Below are 26,795 nucleotides of genomic sequence, written 5' to 3'. Positions count from 1 at the left end.
GTAGGCTGTCAACAAACATTGACCTGAGCGCTGACCCCCCGGGGAAGCTATCCCGAGGCCCTCCCAGGGCTGGAGATCAGCGCCCACCAGCTACAGCATCGCTGGCATTCTTCCTGAACAGGGTCAGGAGCCGGCCAGACCGTCAGCTTGAACGCTGAACTCGGCGTGTAAGGCGGCCTGCGATGAGCCGCCTACCCAAACGTCAAAGACGGACTCATCAAGCACATAGCCCCCCACCGCAGCGCTCCAGTAGCGCCGCGCCTCTGGTCCAAGCCTGAAATGGAGCGTGCGTCTTTCTCCTGGGGCCAGGCTTACACGCTCGAAGGCTTTTAGCTCACGCACCGGACGGGCCGCCCGCCCATAGCGCTGATGCAGATACAGCTGTGCTACCTCTTCGACAGGGCGCTGCGAGCGATTGGAGAGCACCACGCTGGCATCCAGCGTATCGTGCAGGCCAATTGAGCTAGCGCTTAACTGGAGATCGCTGTACTCCACTTCGCCATAGCTGAGGCCAAAACCGAAAGGATAGAGGGGCGTGCTCTCCTCCTCCCAGTAACGCAGACCACTCGTCTGCGGCTGGTGCGAGCGCAGATGCGCATAGATCAAGGGCACCTGCCCCACACTGCGCGGCCAGCTCACAGGCAGTTTTCCCCCAGGCGCGACCTCGCCAAAGAGCAACCTGGCCACCGCATTGCCCCCTTCACTGCCGGGATGCCAGGCTACCAGGATGGCCGCCGACCGCTCAACCACGCGACGCAGGTCGAGCGGTCGACCACAGAGCAGCACCAGGACCAGCGGCGTCCCAGTCTCGGCCACCGCTTCCAACAGCTCCAACTGACGGCCCGGCAAATCGAGCGTGGAGCGCGAAGCCGCTTCACCACTCATGTCTGCCGCCTCGCCCAGCACCAGCACGGCCACATCGGCACAACGGGCCAGGGCAATGGCTCGCTCGAACTCCTCCCGCTCATCAAATGGCGGCTCCCCCGCCAGGGAAGAGCCGGCGACGAGCTGGTCAAGAGCCGCGAATGGCGAGGGAATAGGCCGGGTTGGCAGCGGCACCCCTGGCGCATAGTCGACCTGCACTGTAGGGCCTGCCGTCTGGCGGAGTCCCTCTAGCAGGGTGACCGTACGCTCCAGATCCGGCACAAATACCCACGGGCCAAGGGTCGCCCGCTGATCCGCTGCCAGCGGCCCGATGACAGCCAGCCGGCGCAGCGCTGCCCGGTCGAGGGGCAAGACCCCTGTATTGCGCAGCAGCACCGCCGAGCGCTCGGCGGCCACGCGCGCCAGCTCACGGTGAGCGGGCGCTCCCAGAACCACGCTGGCACGTGCCTCGTCGACATACGGCTGCTCAAAGAGGCCCAGGCGGAACTTGAGGGCCAGCACCCGCCTCACTGCTTCGTTGAGCAGACGCTCGTCGGCCTGGCCAGCTCGCACCGCCTCCGGCAGCGTTGCGAAGGCCGCAGGGCGCGCCGTTGGGCCGTGCTCGCCCACAAACTGCACTCCCAGGGACATCTCCATGTCCAGGCCGGCCTGGAGCGCCCGCAGCGCCGCATCGCGATCGTCGCGCGTCAGACCGTGGGTGGTCAGGTCGATCACTGCGTTGGCGTCGCTCACCACAAAGCCCCGGAAACCTAGCTCGTTCCGCAGCACCTCGGTGAGCAGCCGGCGATCCGCCGCCGCTGGCACCCCGTTGATCCCCACATAGGAACTCATGATGTTTGCGGCTCCCGCCTCAACTGCCGCTGCAAACGGCGGCAGATAGACGTTGCGCAGCTCACTCTCGGAAAGATTGACCTCATCATAGTCGCGTCCACCCAGCGCTGCCCCATAGCCAACGAAGTGCTTCGGCCCCGCCACAATCTGCCCGGCTGCTCCATCTCCCTCGCCTTGAAAGCCGCGCACATGAGCAGCAGCCAGGCGCGCCCCCAGATAGGGATCTTCGCCGACTCCCTCGACGATGCGGCCCCAGCGCGGATCACGGGCAATATCCACCATCGGAGCAAAGGCCCAGTGAATACCGACCGCCCGCGCCTCGCGCGCCGCCACCGCTTGCACCTGCTCAACCAGCTCCGGGTCCCACGAGGCCGCCAGCCCGAGCGGCACGGGGAAGATGGTGCGCAGGCCGTGAATGACATCGAAGCCGAAGAGCAGCGGGATACCAAGGCGACTCTCCTCAACCGCAAGGCGCTGGAGGCGATTGGTCTGAGCCGGGTCGGCGACAAACAACAGGCTCCCTACCCGTCCGGCGCGGATCTCTTCCTCCACAAAGGCGGTCTGGAGCGTGAAACCTGGAAAGTAGAAGTACTGCGTGAGTTGCCCGGCTTTCTCTTCAAGGGTCATCGAGGCCAACAACGCTTCGATCCGTTGTTGGACCTGCCCAGCGTGTTCATCTCGGCTCATAGTCAGCTTCTTCTCCTCCGTCATCAGCCTTGATACGAGACAGTATAGCTGAATTGCCCCACCAAAATCTCGCGGTTCGCGTTCGTCCCCAGCGATCGATCACCCCCGCCTTGCCTCGTTACGGTCAAACCGGAGGGCGGGGGGAGCCAACCCGCCAAGGCCAGTATTTTTCGTCCAACCGTCTAGGCAACATCTCGTCGGTCATCTAGAATAGAGCCACCTGAAGTAGCGAGCCGCAAGGTGAGACCTGCCCCCGGACCAGGCAGGTGTTGCCTGCCTCTTCTCTAGAGAGAGGAACGATGGCCTCCTTGTCGATCTTGCGCATCCAGCAGTGGAGAGCAGCGCGTCAGATCGCCGCCCCGGCCCTCGTCGCCACTATGCTGGGAATCCGCCTAGGTTTCAGCCTCGCTGGCTGGCCTGGCACCGACAGCGAGGAAGGGACGATGGGATTGATGGCCCTCCATATCGCTCGCGGCCAGGACTGGCCTATCTTCTATTATGGGCAAAACTATATGGGGGCTGGCGAAGCCTACGTGGCCGCCGTCTTCTTTCACCTCTTTGGCGCCTCCTTGCTTTCGCTGCGCCTGGCCATGCTGATCTTTCTCCTCCTTTTCGCGCTCGCCCTCTACCAGCTAGCCCGACTGCTCTATGGGCGCCTGGTGGCCCTCCTCTCGCTGGCGCTACTCTGTCTGGCACCTCGCTATATCTTGACGCCCGAAATGCGCGCCGTTGGAGGGGCCGTCGAGACACTGGCGTTTGGCTCCCTGGCCATGCTCCTGGCGACCTGGCTGGCCCACACTCAACCGGCAGCGCCAGGTGCGTCAGGGGCCAGGAGCCGTCTGCTGGCTTCTTTCGCCTGGGGGCTGGTGGCGGGCCTGGGCCTGTGGAGTCACTGGCTCGTGCTGCCTTTTCTCTGTTGCTCGGCTATCTTACTGGTCCTCTTTTGTTGGCGCGAGTGGTTGAGGCGCCCGACCCTGCCCTTGCTGCTGCTGGCCGGCCTGGTGCTTGGGGCGTTTCCCCTGATCCTCTATAACCTGCAGGCTCCCCCCGGCCAGGACTCGCTCAGCATTTTCCTGGCCCTCTACAGTCAGAACCGCTACCCCGGAGTGCCTCCCACGGGCCTGCAGCTCTGGCTCAAGAAGCTGGCCGGCACCTTTCTTTACAGCCTGCCCCTGGCGACTGGTATGACCCCGACCTGCCCTTTGGAAGCACTGCCCTTCTACGGCTGGAAGCGCGGAGAGAGCCTGAGCTGCGCCGCACTCTATGGCGGCTGGAGCCTGGTCTACCTCTCCCTGGTGGTCAGCGCTCTCTTTTTCTCCCTGCGCCCGCTCTGGCAGCTTCGGCTGTTCTCGCAAGAAGACCAGCCTCTGCGACGAGCAAAGCGAGAGCAGCTGGCCCTGCATGCCAGTCGCCTGCTCTTGCTGCTCGCAGGCCTCATCACCCTGCTCAGCTACACCGCCAGTCTCACAGCGGCCCAGCGTCCTCAGAGCATGCGCTACCTGGTCGGCCTGCTGATCATGACCCCTGCCCTCATCTGGCCTCTGGTCTCTCTCCTTCAACAGAGCTTGTGCCCCAGCACCACCCTCGCCCTCCTCCAGGACCAGCCCCGGCTACCAACACTCGCGCGCACTGTCGACCGCGCCCGTGCCCGTGTCTGCGCCTGCGTCCAGCTCCTGCTCGCCGGAATGATGCTGACGCTGCTCTTCCTAACCTTTCTGGAGGGTACGCTGGCCAACTTCGCTGAGCTCCCCGCTGCCGCTGCTCGTCAGCAGCAATACGTCGATCTGGCCATCACCCTGGAGCGCCGGGGCATTCACCACGTCTATTCCGGCTACTGGATCTGCGACCGCCTGACCTTCGTAAGCCAGGAGCAGGTGATCTGCGCGACCATCAATCCCTGGCTCACGCGCAATGACCTGGTGCGCTATCCACCCTATTACCAGGAAGTCAGCGCCGACCCCCAGGCCGCCTATCTCTTCAGCGACGCCCAGCATGGAGAGTTCCCTCTGCTCAGCAGTCAGGCCCACCTCCTTGCCAGCCGCCACTACCGGCGCGTGAACCTTCCTGGCTTTGTACTCTACCTACGCCAGGGGCACCCCTGAACTGGCTTGCTCGTCACCTGTGCCAGGGCGGGCGCCTTCGAAAGAATCGGGCCAACGCAGTGAGAGGAGGAAGTCACAAGGGGGCTGCCTTTTCTGCGCGAAATAGGGTATCATTAGGGGAAGAGAGGCTATGACGAAAGGTAGACGCATGCAGCGGATCAGCAAAATTCTCACCGTGAGCCTTCTGCTTCTTCTCCTTAGCGTTGCCTCCCTTGCCTCGGAGAGCGCACCACTGCGAGCCGCCCCGCAGCCTGCCAGCACGTACGTTCTGGCGGGACCACCCTCTGTCAGCCCTGCGCTGATCGACCTCGTGCTCACCAGCTATCACTCGCCAGCAGCCGGCAAAGGCCAGGCCCTCTACGACGATGGCATCGAATATGGGATCGACCCCGTCTATGCCCTGGCTTTCTTCTTCCACGAAAGCACCTTTGGAACAGCAGGGATCGCCCGGACGACGCTGTCATTGGGCAACCTGCGCTGCATCCCCGATGCCGCCTGCATCGATGGATTTGCAGCTTTCCCCAGTTGGGAAGCCGGCTTCATCGCCTGGTATCGGCTCATTCGCACCGTCTACATTGATAGCTGGGGGCTGAGCACTGTCGAGGAGATCATTCCGCGCTATGCCCCAGCGGCGGACCACAATGACGTGGCGGGGTACATTCGGGCAGTGGAGACGGCAGTCGACACCTGGCGCAACGAGCAGGTGCGGCTCTTCGGTCCGGTCAGCGATGCCACCGCGACCACCAGCGGCACAGGCCAACAGCCGACGCCGGTACCTACCCCCACAGCGGTTGGGCCCTCAGCCAGCGGCAGCGCCACTGCCACGCCCTATCCCGCTGATGGTTACCCGCTCCGGGGACAGCCAACAATCACGGTCGATTTCATCGCGAGCCTGCTGAGCCACTACCGGTCACCGTTGGCCGGCGATGCTCAGCTGATCTACGAGAGTGGGAAACAGACAGGGATCGACCCCGTCTATGCCCTGGCCTTCTTCCTGCACGATAGCACCTTCGGCACCGTAGGTCTGGCCCGCGTCACCCACTCGCCTGGCCTGTTGCACGCCCCAGTCACTGCTGACTGCCACTGCCGCTCTCTCAGTGGTTATCGAAGCTACCAGAGCTGGGAGGACGGCATCCGCGACTGGTACCAGTATGTGCACGACTCCTACCTGGAGCAGCAGGGCCTCGCCACCGTTGGGCAGCTCGTTCCCGCCTATACCCAGAGTCGTGACCCCCTGGTCGTGAAAACCTTTATCCAGATGGTGGAGCGCCAGGTAACGCTCTGGCGACAGCAGAGTAAACAAGCCGGGCAGGATCAACAGGCGCAAGCCCCCACCCCATAATGGGAGCGAGGACCGACGAGCTACGGGCGCTTGCGCCTGTGCCTGTCTCCTGCCCCGGTCCCAGGCTCCACTTACCTTATCTGGGCCAGCCTTTCTTCTCCCCCCGTCCTTGATCTCAACTAGCCACTCGTACTAGTCGAAACCAGCTTCTTGCCTTCTGCTGTTGACGTCCCCGGGCTGGCAACATATACTGAGACCAGCGGATAGCTGGAGGCAGTTGCTTTCATGTTCGAGGAACACACGCAGGAACACGCGCCTGCAAGAACAGAAGAAGCCGTGGAGCAGGAACAACTCGTTGACGAGCTGGCCAGCCCAGAAGATCGCTGGCTGACCATTAGCCAGGCCGCTCGTACCAGCGGGCAGAGCGAGGCGACCATCGAACGCTGGATCGGTCAAGGTCTCTTGCCGGTACGCCGCCACTCTCCAGAGGGTAGAAGCCAGCTCCGTCTGATCCGCGCCAGCGATCTGGCCTTGCTTAACGCCAGCGTTGCCGCGCCGGCTAACACCGTGCCAACGCCGCCCCCGGCCAGAAGAGAAGTCGGTCAGCTTGAGCCACGCTCATCGCCTGAGCGGGAGCGACCAGCCACAGGAGCCACTCAGGAGGCCCCTCTGGCCTCCCCCGAGTTTGTCGCGCATGAGGTGGCCGCCCTGCGCAGGCTGATCCGCGAGCAGTCACTGCGCCAGCATGAGGCCCTGGAGCGCTTGCGCAGCCGACTGGAGGCCCGTTTTCAGCAACAGCAAGAGGCCTCTGCGCAACAGCGTCTCGCTGTCGATGAGGCCCTGGCCCGGCTGCAAACCTCCTTTGAGGATGAGATCGCCGCCCTCCAGATCCAGACCAGTGCACGCCAGACTGAGCTGGAGCAGCAACTCGAAGAGCTGACCACGCACTTGCAGCAAACAAGTGAACAGTGGCAGCAGACGCTGGCACTGCTTCGTCAGCAGGTTGAGGCGCTTACAACTCATGTGCAGCAGGAAGTTGAAATCCATGAGCAGCTCACGCGAGAGATGCTGCACCTGACGACCCAATTGGCGGAGCAACGCATCCAGCAAGAGCAGATGGCGCATACCTTGGGGCAGCTTACCCAGCAGGTGACCTTTCTGACAGCTCAGATGGCCGAGCAGCGCCAACGCCTGGAACAAGAGCACGACCGGCAAGAGCAACAGGGGCTTCAGCTCAGCTATCTCGAGCGCGAGCTGGAGGAGCGCCGGCGAGTCCAACAGGAGGCACAGCAGGAGCTGCTGGGGGTGTTGGCCGGTCAACAGGAGCAGCTGGGAACGCTGCTGCTGCGGCTCAATGAGCAGACCCAGCGCTATGAGTTGCTCTCGCAGCTCTATTTGAACGTCGAACAGCAACAAGGAGAACACGAGCGCCAATTACGACGCCTCTACCGATTCCTGGAGCACTTCTCTCCCAGTCCCCCCTCCGTCGTCTTCGATAGTCACGACGGCTCGCTCTGATCTGAGCGAAGTAAGCTGGGAAGGAAGGAGGGAGCTGAGAAGACAGCACCTGTCTCCTTTCTCCCCATCCGGCTCCTGGCCCGGCGCCTGCCCACTGCGGGCAAGCAGCCTTGCTCCCTTGCCGGATGCCCACCTCGTCCTCTCTCGGCACCCCGGGCCGCGCTCTTGGGGCCGTGATGCCCCGCCTGGGGCGCGCGAGTAGCGCCTGTCTACAAAGCCGTACAGGCCTGGTTCTTGTTTTCCCCGGTGCTGACCGTTCTGCCTCTCCGCCTGGCCATCCATACAAGCAGGCAGTAGTACTTTGAGCCAGCAGGCGGCGCGCCTTCCGGGAAGCGAACGTATTACTGTACGGCAGAGTTCCCTTCTGGCTGGCTAGCGAGGATGCTAGCCAGGGTTGGAGCACCGCCCTCGCCTCTGAAGCAGAATGGCGGTGCCCGGGGGAGTGGCTCATTCTCTTAGTGGTCGGTCGTGGGCAGAGCCGGGGCCGGCACAGTCCGGGCCTTTCCGTACTCCTGCCAACCTCGCTGAGAGGAAAACCCTCCTCCGTGCGTCTTTTCTCTACAGATGGTCGAATCTTTCCGGTCGCGACAGACGCAACTCCTCTCGATTAGAAAGGAAAAGCAAGCGATATGCTCATTGACACCATCCGATTTGCCCATCTTCTCGAAGAGCACAACCTCCACGATCTTTCCCATTTCCTGGCCCACACCGCCTTCATCATCTCCCACAAGTCCGAGAGCCTGGAGACGCTGGCCGGAGTACTCTGGTATCTGCCGGTGAACAGTCCGATCATTGTCGTGACCAACTGCCCCCCAGAGGAGTATGAGATGCTCAGATTGGGCCTGCGGGCCCGGTTGGCCTCCCACCGTCAGCTGTTCGTGGTGCACCAGAAGGACGAGGTTCTGGCCACGCTGCTGCGTGCCCACGGCGTGGCCCACATTCTGGATAGCAGCGGCCATGTGCGCGATGGGAAGGGGGAAGGCATGTACCTCGGAACGCTGCTGGCGCACCTGCTGCGTTTCCCCCGCTGGCTCATCTTCTATGATGCCGATAACCTGGTCCCTTGTGCTTTGCTGGAGTATACGCTGGCAATGGGCCGCCTGTTTATGGCTGCCCATACGACGTACGCTTATCATGCCAGTGGGACCTTACATAATATTCGCATCTGCTGGGCTGCCAAGCCCGGCCTGCGTAATGGCATGCTGGTCGAGGCCAGCGCTGGCCGCTGCACGAGCGTAGTCTCGCCGATTGTCTCCCTCCTCTGCCAGTCCTGGTCTGGTCTTTCCGAGACAATTACCTCCCCGAATGCCGGAGAGCAGGGAATGACCTCGACAACGGCGCAAACCCTGCGTTTCGCCTCCGGCTTCTCCGTGGAAACCTTCTTGCTCCTCGATCTGCTTTTCAAGGCCAGCCCTTTTCATCCCACCCCTATGGCAGCGCTGCTGCAGCAGTATCATTCCCACAGCCCCCACTTCCACACGAAGCGCGATGAGGAACATATCCGCGAGATGATCGCGGCAAGCCTCGGCTCTCTCCTGCTCTTTCAGGAACAGCTCCCGCTCCAGGTGGAGCAGGCCCTGCTACGCACCTGTGAGGAGCTGGAGCTGACGCTCACCCCGCCGCTGGTCTATCCTGCTCTGCAGGAGCTGGACCTCAGCGGCGAAGAGGATCTCCCCGATCGCTACCGCTTGCTAGAGCCTGTCGAGAGTCCTGGCCGTGGCAGCGATAGCCTGCTGGAGACTTCTCTGAGCTAGCCCCCTTCGTCTGGTGGCCCGGCTGGCGTGTGAGGTCAGAAGATCAGGCCGGCGACCCGGCGTCTGGCATTCGCAACGCAACCTGTGCCTGTCGGGGTGAGAGCACTGGCCCCCGCTCGCCCCTTGACAGGCTCTCTTCAAGAGGCCACAATGAAACGAGCTGCAACGTGAGAGGTAAGGGAGGAAGTCACACGCTATGCCTGGACAGATGTTGGCGGCGATGTTCTATGCGCCGGGCGATGTGCGTCTGGAGGAGCGCCCTATTCCCGAGCCAGGCCCCGGCGAGCTTGTTCTGCAAATCGCGGCAGCTACTACTTGTGGCACCGATGTCAAGACCTATGTGCGCGGCCATCCTCTCTTGTTCAAACATCCACCCGCCGGCTTTGGCCATGAGGCCGCGGGTGTGGTGGCGGCTGTCGGCCCGGGCGTCCAGGGGTGGAAGGAGGGCGATGCCGTGGTGGCGGCCAATTCCGCCCCTTGCGATCGCTGTTTCTACTGCCATCGCGGTCGCTATAGCCTCTGCGAGGATCTGCTGCTGCTGAATGGAGCCTACGCCGAGTATCTGCTGGTTCCGGCCCGCATTGTGCAGCGCAATCTCTATCGCCTGCCGCAGGGCCTCTCGTTTACGGCGGCTGCCTTGACAGAGCCCCTGGCTTGCGCCCTGCATGGGGTCGAGGAGAGCGAGATCCAGCCCGGTGATACGGTGCTGATCATTGGGGCTGGCCCCCTGGGCCTGCTGCTGACGGCAGCCGCCCGGTTGGCAGGGGCCAGGGTCCTGGTCAGCGGGCACGGCGAGCAACGCCTGGCCCTCGCTCGTCACTTCGGCGCCGCGCAGGTCTTTGAAACCGGCTCCCTCTCCGCCGAAGAGCAGCGCGCCTTGCTGCGGGAGGCCACCCCCGAGGGACGCGGGGCCGATGTGGTTATCGAGGCCGTGGGCACTCCCGAGACCTGGGAACTGGCAGTCTCCCTGGTGCGCCGCGGCGGGCTGGTGAATTTCTTTGGGGGCTGCGCCTCGGGCACACGCATCTCGCTGGAGACACGCCCGCTGCACTACGATGAGCTCACCCTCAAAGGGGTCTTTCATCATACCCCTACTTACTTCGCACGCGCTCTGGAGCTGATCGCCAGCGGACAGATCCCCGTCGAGGCCCTCATCACGGCTCGCTTCCCTCTGGCTGAGGCCGTGACGGCCCTTCACCTGCTGCTCCAGAAGCAGGGGGTAAAGTATGCCCTGATCCCGCCGGCCTTCGCTCGGGATCTCCTTCGCACAGCAGACCCTGCAGAATGAGCTGACTGTAGAGGTCTATGACCTGCTGCACGCCGAGTCGCCCACCCGGACGGAACCAGGTGGCGACTTCGGTGCACATGGCAATCAGGGCATAGGAGGTGACCTTGATGTCGCTCGGCTTGAAGACTCCTCGCTCCATGCCATCGCGCAGGATTTCCTGAATCAGGTGCTCATAGTGGTCACGCAGGGCAATAATATAGTCACGGTTGGCCCCCTCCAGCGCGCGAATCTCGGTGTCGATGATGAAGAATTCGTTCTTGAAACTGGTATGAAGACGAATGTGGTTGGCAATGGCCTCCCGTAGCCGCTCCAGTGGCCCCGACTGCTCCCGTATGATGCGCTCCAGGTTGGCGTTCAGGTGGCGCATGTAGGTCTCCATGATTTCAACAAGCAGCGCCTGCTTGTTCGCATAGTGATAGTAAATGCTGGCCGCCTGAATGCCGGCCATACGGGCTATGTCGCGTAGGGGGGCCGCATGGTAGCCGTAGCGAGCGAATAGCTCGACGGCGGCGGCCAGGATGGTCTCTCTGACGGAGCGGGGTTCGCTGTGGCTGACCTGGCCACTTGGCGCCTCGCTGCTCTGTCGCTTCAGCTGGCTGTTTCTCACGTTGCTTCGATCCTTCCTCTCTGGCTGCTGATCACGAGATGGCCTCATGCCCTTCTCTACCTGTCTTGTCCTGTCCTGCCCAGACACACAGCCCGACAGCGCTCCTCCGGCTGCCGCTGGCGCCTGGGGCATAATGCTCTTGTCCTCTTTCCCAGGCTTTGCCCCTATTCTAGCAGAGCAGCCCTGACCTGCCCAGAGCACAGGGGCCGGGAAAGAGCCGCAGCGTACTCCACTCCCTCGCCTCCTTCTTCGCTCTGGCCAGCGAGCATGAGGTCTGCCTGCTATCAGCGTGGCTTGCTCGCGCCTCCAGGGATGGCTCGCATTTGAGGCCAGAATAGGGTATAATCTAGGGAAATAGGCCCTGCCTGCTCGGTCCGCGGTCAGTCACCTCTGTCAGCTGCGTCCGCCGGCCTGCCGCGCAGGTACCAGAAAGGAGGCCACAGCGCTCACAGATTGTCCCACCGATCTGGTCCGAACCTCAGTCAATCACCTCAGCGTTTCGCTCACACCCTGGGTAGCACATTCAAGGAACGAACTACCCTCTTTTTTCTTTCTCGTTTCTTTCTCGCGATTCTGGCATCCACCTTTGGCCAACTGTTTCTATGAGGAGGGTTTTCCGCATGGCAACAGGCGACACCGCGGAGAAACGCGGCTATTTCAGCGGCTGGACGCTCAAGACCGAAGGGATTATTGCGCCCGATGAGCGCCTTCCCTGGGGGCAGTCTATTCTGGTGGGGCTGCAGCATGTGCTGGCTATGTTTGGCTCAACCGTGCTGGCTCCCATTTTGATGGGCTTCGATCCAAACACAGCCATCTTCTTCTCAGGTATTGGCACGCTCTTGTTCTTCCTGGTCGTGGGCGGGAGAGTGCCGAGCTACCTTGGCTCTAGCTTCTCATTTATCGCAGTGGTGCTGGCTGCTACTGGCTTCGCCAGCGGCTTCCACGGCTCGGGCCTCAATCCAAACATTGGGGTAGCCCTGGGCGGCATCATTGCCGCGGGGGTCGTCTACGGCATCATTGCCTTGATCGTGATAGCCGCTGGCTATCGCTGGATCGATATCTTGATGCCCCCCGTGGTAACTGGCGCCGTTGTCGCTGTCATTGGGCTGAATCTGGCCCCGGTGGCCGTGAGCGATGTCAGCGGCTCGGCGTTCGATACCTGGATGGGCCTCATTACTGTGCTGGCGGTCGCGTTCGTGGCCGTTTTCCTCCCCAGCCCCTTGCGTCGCTTGCCCATTCTGCTCGGCGGTATCATCGGTTATCTGATCTACCTGCTGTTCGCTAATGGCCTGCATCTGGGCAAGCCTATCGATTTCTCAGGACTGGAAAAGGCGAGCTGGATCGGCCTCCCCCACTTCTCAACGCCCACGTTCTCACCCGGGGCTATTGCGCTGATCGCCCCGGTGGCCGTCATTCTGGTCGCAGAGAACACCGGCCATGTCAAGGCAGTGGCAGCCATGACAGGGCGCAATCTGGATCGCTATCTGGGCCGCGCCTTCCTCGGCGATGCCCTTGCTACTATTGTGGCCGGTTTTGGCGGTGGTACCGGGGTGACAACCTACGCCGAGAATATTGGCGTTATGGCCGTTACTCGTATCTATTCTACTGCTATCTTCATCATTGCTGCCATCGTGGCCATCTTGCTGGGCTTCTGCCCGAAGTTCGGCGCCCTGATCATGACCATTCCCTCCGGAGTGATTGGTGGCCTGGCGATCGTCCTCTTCGGCCTGATTGCCGCCACTGGTGGTCGCATCTGGGTCGAGAACCGCGTGGATTTTTCGAAGAGCCGTAATCTGATTACGGTGGCCTTTGCTCTGATCGTGGGGGCCGGGAATCTGGCGCTCACTATTGGAAGCTTCCAGCTGAGCGCCATCGGCGTGGCAACGTTTGGATCAATTATCCTCTACCAGATTCTGCGCGAGCCAGAGCCGGAGCCGGAGGAGGCAGCGACAGCCGACGCCGCTGTGGGCCTGAATCCAGCAGGCGAGCGCTCGCTGGAGCCAGAACCACCGGAGCAGCATGCATAACCTGGCTTGTCCGCTTCACTTCGGCCCAGAGCTGCCTCCTGGTCTTGCTCCCTCTTCCTTGGTGGGCCTCTATCCGCCCGAGAAGGAGCAGGCCAGTGCCTGCCTGAGCCGATCATGGCGGCGGTGCCTTGTCTTCTGCAAGTCGACAGTGGTACAATGACCAGAGGAGCGCCGTAGAGACACTTTGCTGCGATCCCATCCTGCCGCCTTGGCAGAGAAGGAAGGCCATTGGGGCGGCGCTCCTTTGGTCAGTTGCTGGCTTGTGGCTTGGGCCATTGCCCGCTTGACGATCTTGCCCTGGAAAGACGCAGATACCTGCTATGCACCGCTACGATCTGGCTCCCGAGCTGACTCCAGCCTACGTTGAGGAGGTCTGGCACAGGCTGCCGCGTCACCTGCGTCCTACGCTCCTGCTGCCTATACCCCGTCTCTCCGAAGCCCTGGGCTGTCAGCTGCTGCTCGCCAGTGAGACCTTTCAATATACGGGCAGCTTTAAATTCCGCGCCGCTTACCACCTGCTGGCCAGTGTTCCTCAGCGGCAGATTATCACTGCCTCTTCTGGTAACTTTGGCCAGGCTGTGGCCTACGCGGCGCGCTTGTTGGGGAAAGAGGCAACGATCGTCATGCCCTCGACTGCGGCCCGTGTGAAGATTGAGGCCGTCCAGGCCTATGGGGGAAGGGTCGAGCTGACCGATGTCCGCCGTGTCAGCCGTCAGGAGCGTGTGGCAGAGCTGGCCCGCGAAGTGCCCGAGGCGTTCATCGCTCCGGCCTACGACGATTATCGCGTGGTGACAGGCAATTCGACCCTCGGCCAGGAGATTCTGCGCCAGGCAGAGGTCGATGTACTGCTGGTACCGGTCGGCGGTGGTGGACTGATCTCAGGACAGGTCATCGCTCGTGATCTTCTCGGGCACTCAACACGCATCGTCGGGGCAGAACCGCTGCCTGGCAATGATGCCGCTCGCTCGCTACGCAGCGGACAGTTGCTCTCGAATGGAATGGAGCCGGAAACGGTTGCTGATGGGGCGCGCACCCTCTCCCTGGGGCGACTCAACTGGGAGATCATCCGCCAGGGAGTAGAGGAGATCATCGAGGTCCCGGATGAGGTCACGCTGGAAGCGCTACGCCGTCTCTTCTTGCTGGCTAATCTGAAGGTTGAGCCGACAGGTGCTTTAGCCCTGGGGGCTTTGCTGCTCCAGCCGGAGCGCTTCCGTGGTCAACGTGTCTGCTGCATCGTGAGCGGCGGCAACGTCGATCCGGCAGTCTATGCCCAGGCCCTGAGCGCCTGGCCCTAATCTGGTGTGAGCTGGCGCTCATCCTCTTCGGCTCCCTGCTTCCCTGCTTCCCTCCCTCTACGTTCCTTTTCCCTTCTGACGGGCCTGGTTGCCTTCATGAGGTTCGCGCCACGGCTCTGGACGGAGGGAGATGCGCCGGGCTTCTCAGGAGCAGGGTACGGGGACGTGACTCACTTCCGTTGAAACTCGTTCCTCTTTTCTTGGGAGGGACATGGCAGAGAACAGACACCTGCTGGACTGGCGCTTCTCTCTCCGGTCCCGAAGACAATGCAATGGGTCGGCTCGCCGGAGTGTCCACTTCTAACCTCCCCGCTTGGCCCTGCTCAGCTCATACCACCTTCAGCAACGGAGATCCGGAAGAACGATGCTCACACATCAGCTTACCGTCTCAGTGCAGCGTCCTCAGCACGCCAGAGGCCTCGCTCGCTCTGGCTTGTTGGAATGGCTCGCCGTGGCCCTGATCCTGCTGCTGGCTCTGACGCTCCGCTTCGTGCTGATTCGCTCCCCCTGGCCCATCACCAACAGCGATGAGGCGAATATGGGCCTGGTAGCGCTGCACGTCGCTTTTCAGGGCGATCATCCTATCTTCTTCTACGGCTTGCCCTATATGGGACCAGTCGAAGGATATGTCGCCGCCGCTCTCTTCCGTCTCTTCGGCCCTTCGCTTTTCACATTGCGCCTGGCCTTGCTGCCGTTCGTCGCTGGCTTTCTACTGAGCAGCTACGGTCTGGTGCGTCTTCTCTACGGCAGAACTTTTGCCTTCGCCTGCCTCCTGCTCTTTACTTTTGGCTCGGGGGATGTGCTCTTCCTTCAGCTACGCGCGGTGGGAGAATACCCCGAGATGCTGATGTTCGCCCCTCTGATTCTACTGCTGGCTGGCTGGCTGGCCCTCTCCTTCCCTGCCAGCAGGGTGCAGCGCCGATCACCCTCTTGGAGGCGGCTGGCGGTTTATGTCCTGCTCGGGGTCAGCATCGGCCTGGCCTTGTGGATTGACTTCCTGATCGGTCCATTCGTGCTGGCTGCCCTGGCGCTGCTGGTGCTTTTCTGCGGGCGCGAGCTGTGGGGGCGCGCGGGCCTGGGCCTGCTACTGGGGATGATGGTCGGGGCGGAGCCGCTGCTCTACTACAATCTGACGGCTCCGCTCAGTCAGAACTCACTAGCCGTGCTACTGTCTATCCATCACGGCGGCGCTGATGAACTAGCCGCTCGCCATTTGACTGGCTTTCACCAGCTGAGCGGAGCCTTCTTCATCGCCCTGCCGTGGGCCACAGGCTACCAGCCGCGCTGCCCGCTCAGTGCGATTCCACCCTGGGGACTACCGACTTCGCAGACCTGGCTCTGCGTCTCAGCTCAAATGGGTTGGGGACTTGCCTACGTGGTGCTGGCTCTGCTGGCAACCCTCTTCTGTTTCCGCCGCCTGCAGCGACTCCGGTGGACCCACTCTTTGTCACTACCCTGGCCCGGTCATTGCTGGCCTCAACTCCATCTGACGAGCGCCGAGCCAAAGCTGCTGGAGACTGGAGCGGCCCACGAGGAGACAATACGCCAGTGTGTGCAACTGGCCCTGCTGGCAAGTGTTGGTCTGACGCTCTTCCTTTACGCTGCTGCGCCCGTTGCTGCCGTCTCGCCGGAGACTACCTTCCGCTACCTGACCTGTGCCCTGGTGGCTCTTCCAGTCCTGCTCTGGCCACTCTGGCAGCGGAGCGCCCACACTCTGGGACATCTCCGTCAGGCCAGGCAGCAGCCCCTCCCCACCAGCATCGGCGCTCGTGACCACGGGGCCAGAATGGCCACGGCGCTTCCTCTGATGCTTCTCTTGTCGCTCGTAGGGGCGACCTTCGTGGTTGGAACTGCCCGCACCTTCGCGGACATTCCGGCCTCCCAGGCCGACTACCAGCGGCGTCTGGCCTTAATTCAGAAGTTAGAGACGATTGGAGCCACCCGGGTCTACTCTGAATACTGGACCTGCAATTGGCTCGTCTTCCTGAGCCAGGAACGTATCATCTGCAGCGTGCTCGACTCCAAGCTACGACCGGGCTTTAACCGCTATGAACCATACCGTCAAATTGTCGAGAGCGCCCCCACGCCCGCCTACGTCTTTCCTGTTGCCAACGGGTTGCTCGATGCCGCCACGGGACGTCAGCAAGCCAGTTTTTTCCAGCAACAAGTACTCTCCTCCCCCAAGGCCAGACAGACCTACCACCTCTACCAGTTTGTTGGCTACCTCATCTACCAGCCTCGGCCAGCACCTTCATCAGCAGCCACGCCCTCAGCCGCCAACGGGGCCGGTCCTGGAGGAGGAACCTGAATGGTCAAGGCTCGGGACGGTATCGGCTTCTGCCACCAAGGCCGGCCAGCTGACCAACCCCCGGGTTCCCATCTACCTCCACCTGGCACTGCAGAGAGATCCGTCTGATCACCCTGGGCCGGCAGGATACAGCACCTGCCAGCTCAGGCAGCAGGATAGATCGCCAGATTCGAGTAGGCCACTACCACGCCCTTGGGCGTATCGGGCAGATTCGAGACATAGAGGGCGATCGAGCCACTCTTATAGCTGGTATCGGTCACGCTGTTGAGCACCTGACCATTCACTGAGAGCGTCATCGTCGACCCCTTGGCAACGATCTCAACATGGTTGACCTGGCCAATCGGTTTGAGAGCTGTGGTCGACAGATAGCCCACCAGCTTCTGGTCATCGAGTGGCTGACCCGAGGAATCAACAACGCCTTTGAAGATGGCGTAGGTTGAATCGCCATACATCGCGAAGCGGTAGTAGGTTGCCAACTCAGTATTCTGGTTGGCCGAGGCGCGGACATAGATACCAAAGCCACTGTTCTCCTGCGTTCCCTTGGTGATGGTGGCATCGACGTCCAGCCTGAAGTCATCGAAGGTCTTGCCGGGCACGAACTCTGGCAGGATGCGATTGTTATCTTCTTCCAGGAGCAGCTGCCCGTTCCCAAGCTTGACCGAGTAACGTCCCGGCACACTAGTCAGATCCCAGCCGTGGTTGTTGTTCGCAAAATTGTCACTGAACAGTGGCGTGGCAGTCGGGACACTCGTGCCCTGCGCAGGTGTTGGGGTCTGGGTACCCGCGGTTCCCCCGCTGCGATGCGTGAGGGCAAAAACGCCGATTCCGCCAAGTACCAGCACCAGGACCACCACCACTATCAGGGCGATCAGGCCGAAATTCGGCCCCTGGCGAGGTCGCTCAGGCGGCTGGGAAGGAGGCAGGGGCGGTACCTGATAGCCCCCTACCTGGGGGTAACTGCCCGGGACCGGAGAAGCATAGGGAGGAGCGCCCCCTTGATCAGGAAAGGAGTACCCTGGCGGGGGGGGCGTCGAGGACGACGGCGTGCCTCCATAGTAGCCCGGTGCTCCGCTAAAGCCAGGCGAAGACGGCGGCGGGGGCGTCGAGACAGGAGTCTCTGGCTGGCCCCACTGCGAAGGCGTCCCGCCACCAGGATACGGCTGACCGTAGGTTGTCGGCGGATAGCCTCCCGCCCCTTCTCCCCAGGGCGTCCCCGGATTCGATGGCGCCGGCTGGTTGCTGGCAGGTGCATTATAGTATCCGCAGTTACTACAATAGACCTCGTTGGGTGCTAACGGCATCCTACAGCGCTGACAGAGTTGACCTGCGGTCCCTCCCCCATACGGAGGATACATTGAGGACATGAGATAGGACCCTCCACTCTTCTTGGTTGGCATACTCGGCTCACACGCATGGCTAGCCACGTTGAGTATCGCATATCGCCGCCTGAATGTCTACCGGTAATTTTTCACAAATCGCGGTATCTCACACGATCCATGCGCTTCAAGTATTCTGACGCTCTCTGAGCAGCTGTTGCAAACGACAGGGATCGAGGGGCATCTCACGGATGCGCAGGCCGAAGGGGGCCAATGCATCGTCCAGAGCCGAGGCAAAGAGGGCCGCCACCGGAATGGTACCGGCTTCGCCTGCCCCCTTCACGCCCAGCGGATTGAGCGGCGAAGGGGTCTCTACATGCTCGACCTGCAGTGGGGGGATCTCCTCGACGGTGGGCAGCAAGTAATCCATAAAGCTGCCGTTGAGCAGCTGCCCCTCTTCATTGAAGACGAGGCGCTCGTAGAAGGCGCCGCCGATGCCCTGGGCCACACCTCCATGCACCTGGCCCTCAACCACCAACGGGTTGATCACTCGCCCGCAGTCGTGGACGGCCACATACTTGAGGAACGTGACCAGACCTGTCCGCGGATCAACCTCCACAATGGCCCCATGCGCTCCACTGGCAAAGGTACCGCGCGGGGGGCTATAAAACGCTGTTGCTTCCAGCCCTGGGCCGCCACGTTCCTCCGGCAGTGCCGGACCAGGACGTGGTCCTGCCAGCTGCATCTGCATCAACTTGCGGGCGTTCTCTCCATACGAATAGCGTAGGGGATTAGAGGCGATGGCCACCTGGCCAAGGGTCAGTGCCCGCTGAGGTGCATCACGCACAAAGACCTTGCCATCAGCCAGCTCGATATCCTCCGGCGAGGCTTCAAAGAGGTCCGCCGCCACCTGCCTGGCCTTCTCACGAACCTTGACCGCCGCTAGATGGATTGCCGAGCCGGCCACTGTGGCAGCCCGACTGGCGAAGGTGCCAACGCCCCAATAGAAGGCTTGCGAGTCTCCAGTCGTCACCAGTACGTCCCGTGGATCAACCCCCAGCTGGTCGGCCACAATTTGGGCGAAAGTCGTCTGATGGGCCTGTCCCTGGGTCGTCACGCCCGTTGAGACATAGACCCGTCCATCCGACTCGACGCGCACCTGGGCTCCCTCGTATGGACCGATCCCCGTGCCCTCGACATAGCAGGCGACTCCTACACCCAGATAGCGCCCCTGCTCGCGCGCTCGTCGCTGCTCCTCGCGAAACTGTTCGTAGCCCAGAGCCTCCTTGAGACGCTCCAGGCCGGCCTGGTAGTTGCCACTGTCGTAGATTGTTGGCCCGCCGTCTTGATAGACCAGGCCGACATCCCAGGGAAACTCGTCAGGCCGAATAAAGTTGCGGCTGCGCACCTCCAGCGGATCGAGTCCCAGCTCCTCCGCAATGCGGTCCATGATGCGCTCCATGACAAAAACTGCGTGGGGGCGACCCGCGCCGCGATACGGGCTGACCGGCACCTTGTTGGTATAGAGGACCTTGAATTCGCTATAATAATGACGCAAGCGATAGGGGCCGGGCAAGGTACAGGCTGTAATAATAGGGACAATGATTCCATAGGGCGTATAGGCCCCGGTGTCATGCAAAAAGACATCGCGGACCGCCAGCAAGATGCCCTCATCATTGAAGGCATATTCCACGTCGTGGATCTGGCCCCGCTCCTGGTTAGCCGAGAGGAAATGCTCGGCGCGGTCTTCGATCCACTTCACCGGACGCCCCAGCCGCAGCGCCGCCAGGGGCGTCAGGATCTCCTCCGGGTAGAACATCATAATCTTGGTGCCAAAGCCCCCGCCCACATCGGGAGCCACGACGCGCACCTTATGCTCTGGCAAGTGGAACATCGCCGCCAGACCATTGCGGATGGGGATCGGCCCCTGCGTTGACATCCAACAGGTCAGCATGCCCTCGTGGGGGTCCCAGCGGGCGACAACCCCACGGCCCTCCATTGGCATAGCCGAACCACGCTCCATCACAAAGCGCTCGCGCAGCACATGAGGAGCGGAAGCTATGACCTCCTCGGGATCACCAACCCGTTGCACCAGGTGCGCAGCCACGTTGCCCGGCACATCGGCATGGACCAGCGGCCCCCCCTCAGCTGCCGCCTGCTCCAGGCTCGCCACGACTGGCAGAGGCTCGTAGTCCACGTCGATCAGCTCCAGGGCATCTTCAGCCAGATAGCGATTCTCAGCCACTACAAAAGCCACCGCGGCCCCAGCATAGTGGACCTCATCGCGCGCCAGCGGTAGCTGTGTACGCGGCTGCGTCAGCGCCGGGTGCGGCACCAGCAGCGGCGATGGCTCCAGCAGCTCGCCCAAATCTTCCGCCGTCAAGACCAGGTGCACGCCAGGCAGGGCGCGCGCCGCCGAGGCGTCGATGCTCCTGATGCGAGCATGGGCATAAGGGCTGCGCAAAACGGCAGCATGCACCATTGCCGGCAAATCGATATCATCGACGTAGGTTCCCCGCCCGCGCAGCAAGCGCGGGTCTTCGGAACGCTGAACTGGAGCACCAAACCAGCGTGTTGCCATAGGCGCTTAAGCCTCCTCCCTCTCAGACTGAGAGCTGCGCAGATAGTGGGCTGCCAACTTGACCGCCTCGACAATGTTTTGATAACCAGTGCAACGGCAGAGATTTCCCGCCAATCCCTGGCGAATCTCAGGCTCGTCCGGGTCAGGATGCTCGTGGAGGAATGCATGGATCGACATAATGAAGCCAGGGGTACAGAAGCCGCACTGAAGGGCATGCTTCTCCTGAAAGGCCCGCTGGATAGGATGCAGCTCCTCAGCACTGCCCGCCAGTCCCTCAATAGTCGTCAGTGCCATGTTATCCACCTGCACAGCCAGCAGCAGGCATGAGCGTACAGCCTCCCCGTTGAGCAGCACTGTACAGCAGCCACACACGCCATGCTCGCATCCCACATGGGTGCCGGTCAGATGCAGTTCATGGCGCAAGAAATCTGACAGGAGCATGCGCGCCGGGATACGGCGCTGATAGAGACAGCCATTGACCGTCACCGTCAGATCATACTCCTCACAGAACTGCGGAGGAGACCCAGGCTCTTCGAAGGCATACATAGGCAATAACCTCTTTCTCGTTACTAGCCAGGCTGCCAGGTGGCTGGACCAAACGCCACGCCCACCGCGCAGGCGAGAAAGACAGCCTGACTGCTTGCTGCCTGGCCTGCTTGCACCTTGAGAAAGGACCCGCGCGTCAGCCCACTCTTGCGCAGGTTGCGCACGGGTGCGAGTGAGACAAGGCCACAGCCCGCCATCTCTCTTATTCTGGCCTCTTGGGCGCTCTTCGCTGATTGGCCAGGTGGCTGATGGGCCGACCGCTCGCAAGATAAAAGCAAGCAAGAAAGAAAGATAGAAAGAAAAAGAACAGAGAAGAGGAACGGCCCCTTGACGGGGCCTGTGAGTTGCTGGGCGGCCTGCCACGGACACCGGAGAGCATGCACCTCAGACCGGCCCGGGGCGAGCGTGGGAGCAACGCGACCAGGCCAGGGGCAACAGGCGGCGCGTCAGCTCTGCCACCAGCTCGCGTCGGTACTCAGCGGTAGCGTGGATATCCTGCATCTCCTCGCTGACAAGTGTGCGAGCTGCCTCCGCAGCCTCCTCCAGAGTGGCCGCGTCCAGGGTGCTACCAACCAGCAGCGCCTCCACCGCGACGGCGCGCTGCGGCACTGGGGCCACCCCTAGATAGCTCAAGCGCGCCGAGCTGCAGCGCCCATCAGGTCCCGCCGTCAGCACCACAATGGCCCCGGCAAGCGCATAATCGCCGGAGCGGCGCGCGAACTCTGCAAAGGCCCAGCCGGCAGCCGGAGGCAACCAGGGGAAACGCACCTCGGTCACCATTTCATCGGGCCGTAACTCGGTGGTCAGATAGCCGTGGAAAAAGTCAGCCGCTGGTAACAGGCGCTCGCCGCGCGCGCTTTGCGCCACCACCGTGCCATCCAGACAGACCAGCAGGGCCGGCAACTCCGCCGCCGGATCAGCATGGGCAATGCTGCCTGCTACGGTCCCTCGATTGCGGATCTGAAAGTGGCCGATATGGCGGATAACCTCAACCAGCAGCGGATGCTTGTGCTGCACAACGACTGAGCGCTCAACCTGCCGCTGTCGGGTCACAGCCCCAATCGCGAGATAGTCTGTCTCCTCCTCGATGTAGTGCAACTCCGAAATATGGTTAATGTCCAGAAGATAGGCTGGCCTGGCCAGGCGCATGTTCAAGAGCGGCATCAGGCTCTGACCGCCCGCCAGAACCTTCGCTTCTTCAGCAGTGCGGTCCAGCAGATCCAGCGCGTCGTCAAGGAGGCGCGGCGCGCAATATTGAAAGCGTGGTGGTTTCATCGCTGCTTGCTCCTTGCTCCCAGTCTCTTGATCGTTTCGCGCTCTCTCCTTCGACTGCGGCTTCAGAGAACGCCAACGACTGCTCCCCCGCGGGCAGCAGGCCCTGACTCACCTGAACTCAGAGCTGGGGCCGGACCAGCGAGCGCTTGCTCTTCTTGCCTCGCTTCCAGCACTGACCCGGCCTGAAAGGGTGAGGGAATACCCAAAAGAGTACCCCTATTCCCAAGCGCTGTCAAGCCTCCCAGCCTACCACCCCTTGACCACCACTTTCCTGCAACACTATGCCCTTCTCCCAGTATCTTCTCCTCCCTCAACTTTCACTGCTTTTGCATATGTATATGTTTGCGAATCAGTACAATAGAATAAGAGAGTATTTACATTTACGTGGCGCGGCTGCTTGCCTAAGCATTAGAAAAAGGAGAACGAGTAGTGGATAGCGTTATCGTCTGTGTGCATGGAAGAAGCGAACAGTGGCATTTGAAGGACCAGATCCTGGCTGACTTTCAGGGAGGAATACTAGAGGGTCTGGGAAGACTCCCTGCGCCAGTCGTGATCGGGCGTGAGCGCATCCTGTTGGCCTTCTACGGCGACCTCTTTCTCCCGGATGTGGTCCTTCCGCCGGCAAGCGGGGGGACGGCTGGTCAGCGCCTGGCTGCGGCAGCCCTTTGGCCAGGCGAAACGGGCAGCTATCGAGAGCAACCGACCCCGAGTGGGCAGCAGACCGCCCAGCGCACTGCCCACACAGCCGCAGATCCGCTCTACCAGATCAATGTGGCGCGGGCTATTCTGCGCGAAGCGAGCCGGCGCGGACTGATGGGGAACGGAAGTGCTGGGGGAGAGCAGGCACCACAAGCGATGGCTCCCCATACTGGGGGGGGCCTCCTCTGGCTCCACTCGCTCCTGGTGCACATTCTCCAGGGTCTGGAGCACATCCTTGGTGCTCCCCGCGAGCTGCTGCGGCTCTTTGTCAGTGATGTCGATCTCTACCTGCACAATGCCGCGCTACGAACCCAGGTCATGGGGCGTCTGCTCGCGCTTCTGCGCCAGCAAGCGGGTCGCTCGATCATCGTAGTGGCCCACAGCCTGGGAACGGTTGTTGCCTATGACGTCCTCAACACCCATCGCGAGATTCCGATTACGGCCTTCATCACCCTGGGATCGCCCTTGGGACTGAGTCCTTTCATCTACCAGGAGCTGCTGCCGCCGGTGCCGCCTGGGCAAAAGCACCCCTTTCCACCGAATGTAGCAACCTGGCAGAATTTCTACGACCCTAACGATATTGTCGCGCTTGTTCCTGCGCTTGCGCCACTCTTTCCCGGCCCTCCCGGCCAGGCTGTGATCTGCACGCCGGTTCAGAACAATCCCGCTGATCCCCACTCTCTGACCGGCTACCTGATCCAGCAGGCGGTGGCCCAGGCGATCAACAACGCGCTCCTGAGCAAGACACCCCTCCCTTCAAAGCTCAAATGAGCTTTTGTTTGCGTTTCTGCGTTTCCTTTCCTTGTACCTCGTGTAGGTGCTGAGGGGGACGGTCAGCCAGGCCGCCCCTCAGCGCCCACCGAGACGCTCACCGGCAGGGCGCTTGAGAATGGCGGCGTTGCTGCGAGGAAAGTGCGGAGGGCAAAGCTGCTGCTGACGCCAGAGGAGGAGATAGCGCCCATCATCGAGACCGGGCAAGGAGATCGGTCGCTGAGCCTCAAGCGTCAGGCCCAGCTGCTCAGCTGCCCGCAGGCCCTGTGCCATCTCCTCCGGGCTATCGCCCTTGCGGGGCAGCACGATAGTGCCACCTACCCGGCAATAGGGGGCTGCGTACTCCAACACAACCGGCAGAGCGGCCACGGCGCGCGCCGTCACCAGATCGAAGGCACCGCGGTAGCGCTGATCATGCCCCAGTTGCTCGGCCCGTCCATGCACAATCGTCACTCCGTCCACCTCCAGCACCTGGCAGACATGGCGAAGAAAGGCCACCTTACGAGCCGTCGCCTCCAGCAAGCTGACTGCCCAGGCAGGACGCACGATCTTGAGCGGCAGACCGGGGAAACCCGCGCCGCTGCCGATGTCCAGCAGGCGACAGGTCGGTGGATCGACCGCAGTCAGGATCGCTAACGAATCGAGGAAGTGCCGTGTCAGCACTTCCTCGGGATCGACAATCGCGGTGAGATTCACGCGCTCGTTCCAGCGCAGCAGCTCCTCACGATAGCGCAAGAAGCGCGCCAGGGCTTCTGCGGCTTGTGCGGACGCCTCGGGCGTCTGCGCATAGAGCTGCCGGACAAAAGCTTGCAGCGTCTCCTCTGCCTCGCTCATCACGAGATTCGCTTGCGTTTGCTATTAAGGTAATCGACCAGCAGGTATTCGCCCAGGTTGTTCTTATCGGCGTAGAAGGTGCGCCCGTGGTTGATCTCAGCCATCTGATTGACGAAGCTGACCATCCAGCGATCATCTTCAAGCATGAAGGTGTTGATAGTGATCCCCTCACGGGTACAGCGTTGAGCCTCTAGTAGTGCCTGCTGCTCGGCCCAGGGATTGGGGGGATAGGCGAATTGCCAGCCCCCCAGCTCCTCCTCGTACCAGACCGTCGGGCCGCCATCCGTGACCAGGATAATCTGCTTGTTGACCCCGCGATGGCGTGAGAGCAACTGGCGAGCCAGCATCAAGCCGTGGGCCAGATTGGTCCCCTGGCTATGATCGTAGCGTCCGATCTCGATCAACTCTTCTGGCTTGTACTCACGCGCCACGAACGAGAAGCCGACGATGTAGAGGTTGTCGCGCGGGAACTGTGAGCGAATCAAGCTCTCCAGGGCCACTGCTACCTTCTTGGCCGCCTGCTGGCAGCCGTTATAGATCATACTCATACTCATATCGAGCATGAGCACCGTTGATGACTGCGTTGTGAACTCCGTGCGATAGACCTCGAAGTCCTCCTGAGAGAGCCTGATGGGCGTGCCGGTGCCATTGCGATAGACGGCATTCATGACCGTCTTTTGCAGGTCCAGCAGGAAGGGGTCGCCGAACTCATAGCGCTTGCTCTCATCGGTGCGCTCGCCGCCGGGGCCGCGGAAGGGGCTGACGTGGCGCCCGAAGCCATCGTGCTTGAGCTTGTCAAAGATGTCCTGGAGCGCCTTCTGGCCAATCTTGCGGATGGCGCGCGCGGTCAGCTCCCAGCGGTTCCCCTTCCTTTGAATATAGCCGGCCTCCTCCAGGACCTTCATCAGCTCTTTCAGCTCTTCCAGCGAGCGATACTCCTCAGAGCCGAGCAGCTCGCGTACCTTCTCGCTATCGATGGCCTCCAGGTCATCCAGGCGCCGGGCCTGCTGGAGCTGCTCCTCCAGGCCCTCCATCTGCTGCAACCGGCCCATCATGCGCAGGGCCTCGTTGAACGGTAGGGGCTCGCTGCCGCGGAAGGGGAAGCGCATGCGGTAGTCATCCAGGGGAGCCAGGGCCTGGAGATTCTGCGACAGCTCCATCAGATCCACCCGGATGCGGTCGTCGCTGATGAGCTGCTCCACGAGGTCCTCCAGCTCCTGGCGCTGCTCCGGCGAGAGGTTCTCCATCAGCGCCTGCATGGCGGCCATGCGCTGCTGCATCTGCTCGATCAGATCATCGAGCGTGTTCACCCCGGGGAAGTACTCGCCATACTTCTCCATGAAGGAATCGAAGTCTGGATTCAGGCCCTGCTGCCGTTCGCGCAGCATGCGATTGAGCTCGCGGATCATCTCGCGCAGGCGAGCGATATCCTCCGGCGTCATGCTCTGCAGCGATTGCTGCATGCCCTGGAAAAACTGCTGCATCATCTGCTGTCGCAGGCTCTCCAGCAGCTCATTGAACTTCTCGCGCGCCGTCTCTTCCATGAAATCGTACTCGGAGAGGGCCTTAATCTGCCCTGGCAGATCGTGAGGCAGGCTCTCCAGGTACTGCCTTTTGCGCTGGGCGATTGTCTCCAGCATACGGCGCTTCTGCTCGGGCGTCAGGGCATCGCTACCAGCAGTATCCTCGCCAGGCTGAGACGGAGCCCCGGCCTCAGACTGGTGGGCCTGCTCGGCCTCGGCCAGCTCCTGAGCCTCTTTGAGACGGCGCTCGATCCCTTCACGCTCCAGCTGCTTAATCTCCTCCAGCTTCTGGCGCAGATCATCCATGACGCCGGAGGCCATATTATAGCGATTGAGCAGCTGACTACGCTGAGCGCGCAGCCGCTCCAGCAGTTCGCGTAGACCGAGATTGCGCCTCCCATCGGGCAGCTGCATACCGTCCTGCATCAGGCGGCGCAGGGCCTGCTGGAGATCGCCCTGCTCCAGGTAGTCATCCGCGAGGGCGCGCATGATGTCATCGGCATCCAGACCCTCGATCTCCTGGGTCCCATCCCAGCGCGAATAGCCGTAGCGGGTTCGGAAAAAGCGCTTCAACATGGGAAATCTCCCTCTGCTCCCCGCTCCTCTGCCCCCCAGTTTCAGCTGGGGAGAGGCCATCTCTGGCGTGCCGCTTCTGCTTGTCCGCCC

The 26,795-nt window shown here is 61.9% G+C and carries 16 protein-coding genes and 1 pseudogene; 9 read left to right on the top strand and 8 right to left on the bottom strand.

Features of this window, described 5'->3' with window-relative positions; all coding sequences use genetic code 11:
- Positions 1 to 123: 123 nt before the first annotated feature.
- The gene (locus tag BGC09_RS00185) at positions 124 to 2,403 is read right to left on the bottom strand and encodes a glycoside hydrolase family 3 N-terminal domain-containing protein (RefSeq protein ID WP_069801181.1); all 2,280 of its coding nucleotides are present in this window, start codon (positions 2,401 to 2,403) and stop codon (positions 124 to 126) included.
- A gap of 299 nt (positions 2,404 to 2,702) precedes the next feature.
- On the opposite strand from BGC09_RS00185, the gene BGC09_RS00180 reads away from it, so the two are divergent.
- The 5 genes from BGC09_RS00180 (at position 2,703) to BGC09_RS23080 (ending at position 10,347) form a co-directional block, all read left to right on the top strand.
- Positions 2,703 to 4,505 (top strand): hypothetical protein, encoded by a 1,803-nt coding sequence (locus BGC09_RS00180; protein ID WP_069801180.1) that lies wholly within the window; start codon positions 2,703 to 2,705, stop codon positions 4,503 to 4,505.
- 130 nt (positions 4,506 to 4,635) lie between these two features.
- Entirely contained in the window at positions 4,636 to 5,847 is a 1,212-nt protein-coding gene (locus BGC09_RS00175; RefSeq protein ID WP_084657767.1) for a glucosaminidase domain-containing protein, read from the top strand.
- 225 nt (positions 5,848 to 6,072) lie between these two features.
- Positions 6,073 to 7,305, top strand: coding sequence for a hypothetical protein (locus tag BGC09_RS00170; RefSeq protein ID WP_069801178.1), 1,233 nt, complete (start codon positions 6,073 to 6,075; stop codon positions 7,303 to 7,305).
- Positions 7,306 to 7,934: 629 nt separating this feature from the next.
- Positions 7,935 to 9,059 (top strand): mannosyl-3-phosphoglycerate synthase, encoded by a 1,125-nt coding sequence (locus BGC09_RS00165; RefSeq protein ID WP_069801177.1) that lies wholly within the window; start codon positions 7,935 to 7,937, stop codon positions 9,057 to 9,059.
- 196 nt (positions 9,060 to 9,255) lie between these two features.
- Positions 9,256 to 10,347 (top strand): zinc-dependent alcohol dehydrogenase, encoded by a 1,092-nt coding sequence (locus BGC09_RS23080; protein WP_069801176.1) that lies wholly within the window; start codon positions 9,256 to 9,258, stop codon positions 10,345 to 10,347.
- A gap of 43 nt (positions 10,348 to 10,390) precedes the next feature.
- On the opposite strand, the pseudogene BGC09_RS23190 reads toward BGC09_RS23080, so the two are convergent.
- A pseudogene (locus tag BGC09_RS23190) lies at positions 10,391 to 11,002 on the bottom strand (TetR/AcrR family transcriptional regulator); the annotation flags it as partial.
- Positions 11,003 to 11,574: 572 nt separating this feature from the next.
- Here BGC09_RS23190 and BGC09_RS00155 point away from each other — a divergent pair.
- The 3 genes from BGC09_RS00155 to BGC09_RS00145 all read left to right on the top strand — a co-directional run bounded on the left by BGC09_RS00155 (position 11,575) and on the right by BGC09_RS00145 (position 16,584).
- A complete protein-coding gene (locus BGC09_RS00155; RefSeq protein WP_069801175.1) occupies positions 11,575 to 12,981 on the top strand; it encodes a solute carrier family 23 protein in 1,407 nt (468 codons plus the stop codon).
- Positions 12,982 to 13,301: 320 nt separating this feature from the next.
- Positions 13,302 to 14,276: a threonine ammonia-lyase gene (locus tag BGC09_RS00150; protein ID WP_069801174.1), complete on the top strand. Its 975-nt coding sequence runs from the start codon at positions 13,302 to 13,304 to the stop codon at positions 14,274 to 14,276.
- A gap of 364 nt (positions 14,277 to 14,640) precedes the next feature.
- Entirely contained in the window at positions 14,641 to 16,584 is a 1,944-nt protein-coding gene (locus BGC09_RS00145; RefSeq protein WP_069801173.1) for a glycosyltransferase family protein, read from the top strand.
- Between the two features lie 143 nt (positions 16,585 to 16,727).
- Here BGC09_RS00145 and BGC09_RS00140 read toward each other — a convergent pair whose 3' ends face one another.
- The 4 genes from BGC09_RS00140 to BGC09_RS00125 all read right to left on the bottom strand — a co-directional run bounded on the left by BGC09_RS00140 (position 16,728) and on the right by BGC09_RS00125 (position 22,302).
- On the bottom strand, positions 16,728 to 17,948 hold the full coding sequence (locus BGC09_RS00140) for a 3-keto-alpha-glucoside-1,2-lyase-like domain-containing protein (RefSeq protein ID WP_176728798.1): 1,221 nt from the start codon (positions 17,946 to 17,948) through the stop codon (positions 16,728 to 16,730).
- Between the two features lie 139 nt (positions 17,949 to 18,087).
- On the bottom strand, positions 18,088 to 20,481 hold the full coding sequence (gene cutA / locus BGC09_RS00135; RefSeq protein WP_069801171.1) for an aerobic carbon-monoxide dehydrogenase large subunit: 2,394 nt from the start codon (positions 20,479 to 20,481) through the stop codon (positions 18,088 to 18,090).
- Positions 20,482 to 20,487: 6 nt separating this feature from the next.
- Positions 20,488 to 21,027 carry a (2Fe-2S)-binding protein gene (locus BGC09_RS00130; RefSeq protein ID WP_069801170.1) on the bottom strand — a complete coding sequence of 180 codons (540 nt, stop codon included), beginning with the start codon at positions 21,025 to 21,027 and terminating at the stop codon, positions 20,488 to 20,490.
- Positions 21,028 to 21,411: 384 nt separating this feature from the next.
- Positions 21,412 to 22,302 carry an FAD binding domain-containing protein gene (locus tag BGC09_RS00125; protein ID WP_069801169.1) on the bottom strand — a complete coding sequence of 297 codons (891 nt, stop codon included), beginning with the start codon at positions 22,300 to 22,302 and terminating at the stop codon, positions 21,412 to 21,414.
- Between the two features lie 429 nt (positions 22,303 to 22,731).
- On the opposite strand from BGC09_RS00125, the gene BGC09_RS00120 reads away from it, so the two are divergent.
- Positions 22,732 to 23,772, top strand: a complete 1,041-nt coding sequence (locus BGC09_RS00120) for an alpha/beta hydrolase family protein (protein WP_069801168.1) — start codon at positions 22,732 to 22,734, stop codon at positions 23,770 to 23,772.
- Between the two features lie 78 nt (positions 23,773 to 23,850).
- Here BGC09_RS00120 and rsmG read toward each other — a convergent pair whose 3' ends face one another.
- Together rsmG and BGC09_RS00110 are read right to left on the bottom strand one after the other, a co-directional pair.
- A complete protein-coding gene (gene rsmG / locus BGC09_RS00115; protein ID WP_084657764.1) occupies positions 23,851 to 24,606 on the bottom strand; it encodes a 16S rRNA (guanine(527)-N(7))-methyltransferase RsmG in 756 nt (251 codons plus the stop codon).
- Entirely contained in the window at positions 24,606 to 26,705 is a 2,100-nt protein-coding gene (locus BGC09_RS00110) for a VWA domain-containing protein (protein WP_069801167.1), read from the bottom strand. Before BGC09_RS00110 ends, rsmG begins: the two co-directional genes overlap by 1 nt.
- Between the last annotated feature and the right edge of the window lie 90 nt (positions 26,706 to 26,795).

Source organism: Thermogemmatispora onikobensis (assembly GCF_001748285.1).
Taxonomy (GTDB): Bacteria; Chloroflexota; Ktedonobacteria; order Ktedonobacterales; family Ktedonobacteraceae; genus Thermogemmatispora; species Thermogemmatispora onikobensis.
Note: the sequence above shows the minus strand (reverse complement) of the source record. Positions and strands in the feature narration are given on the sequence as shown.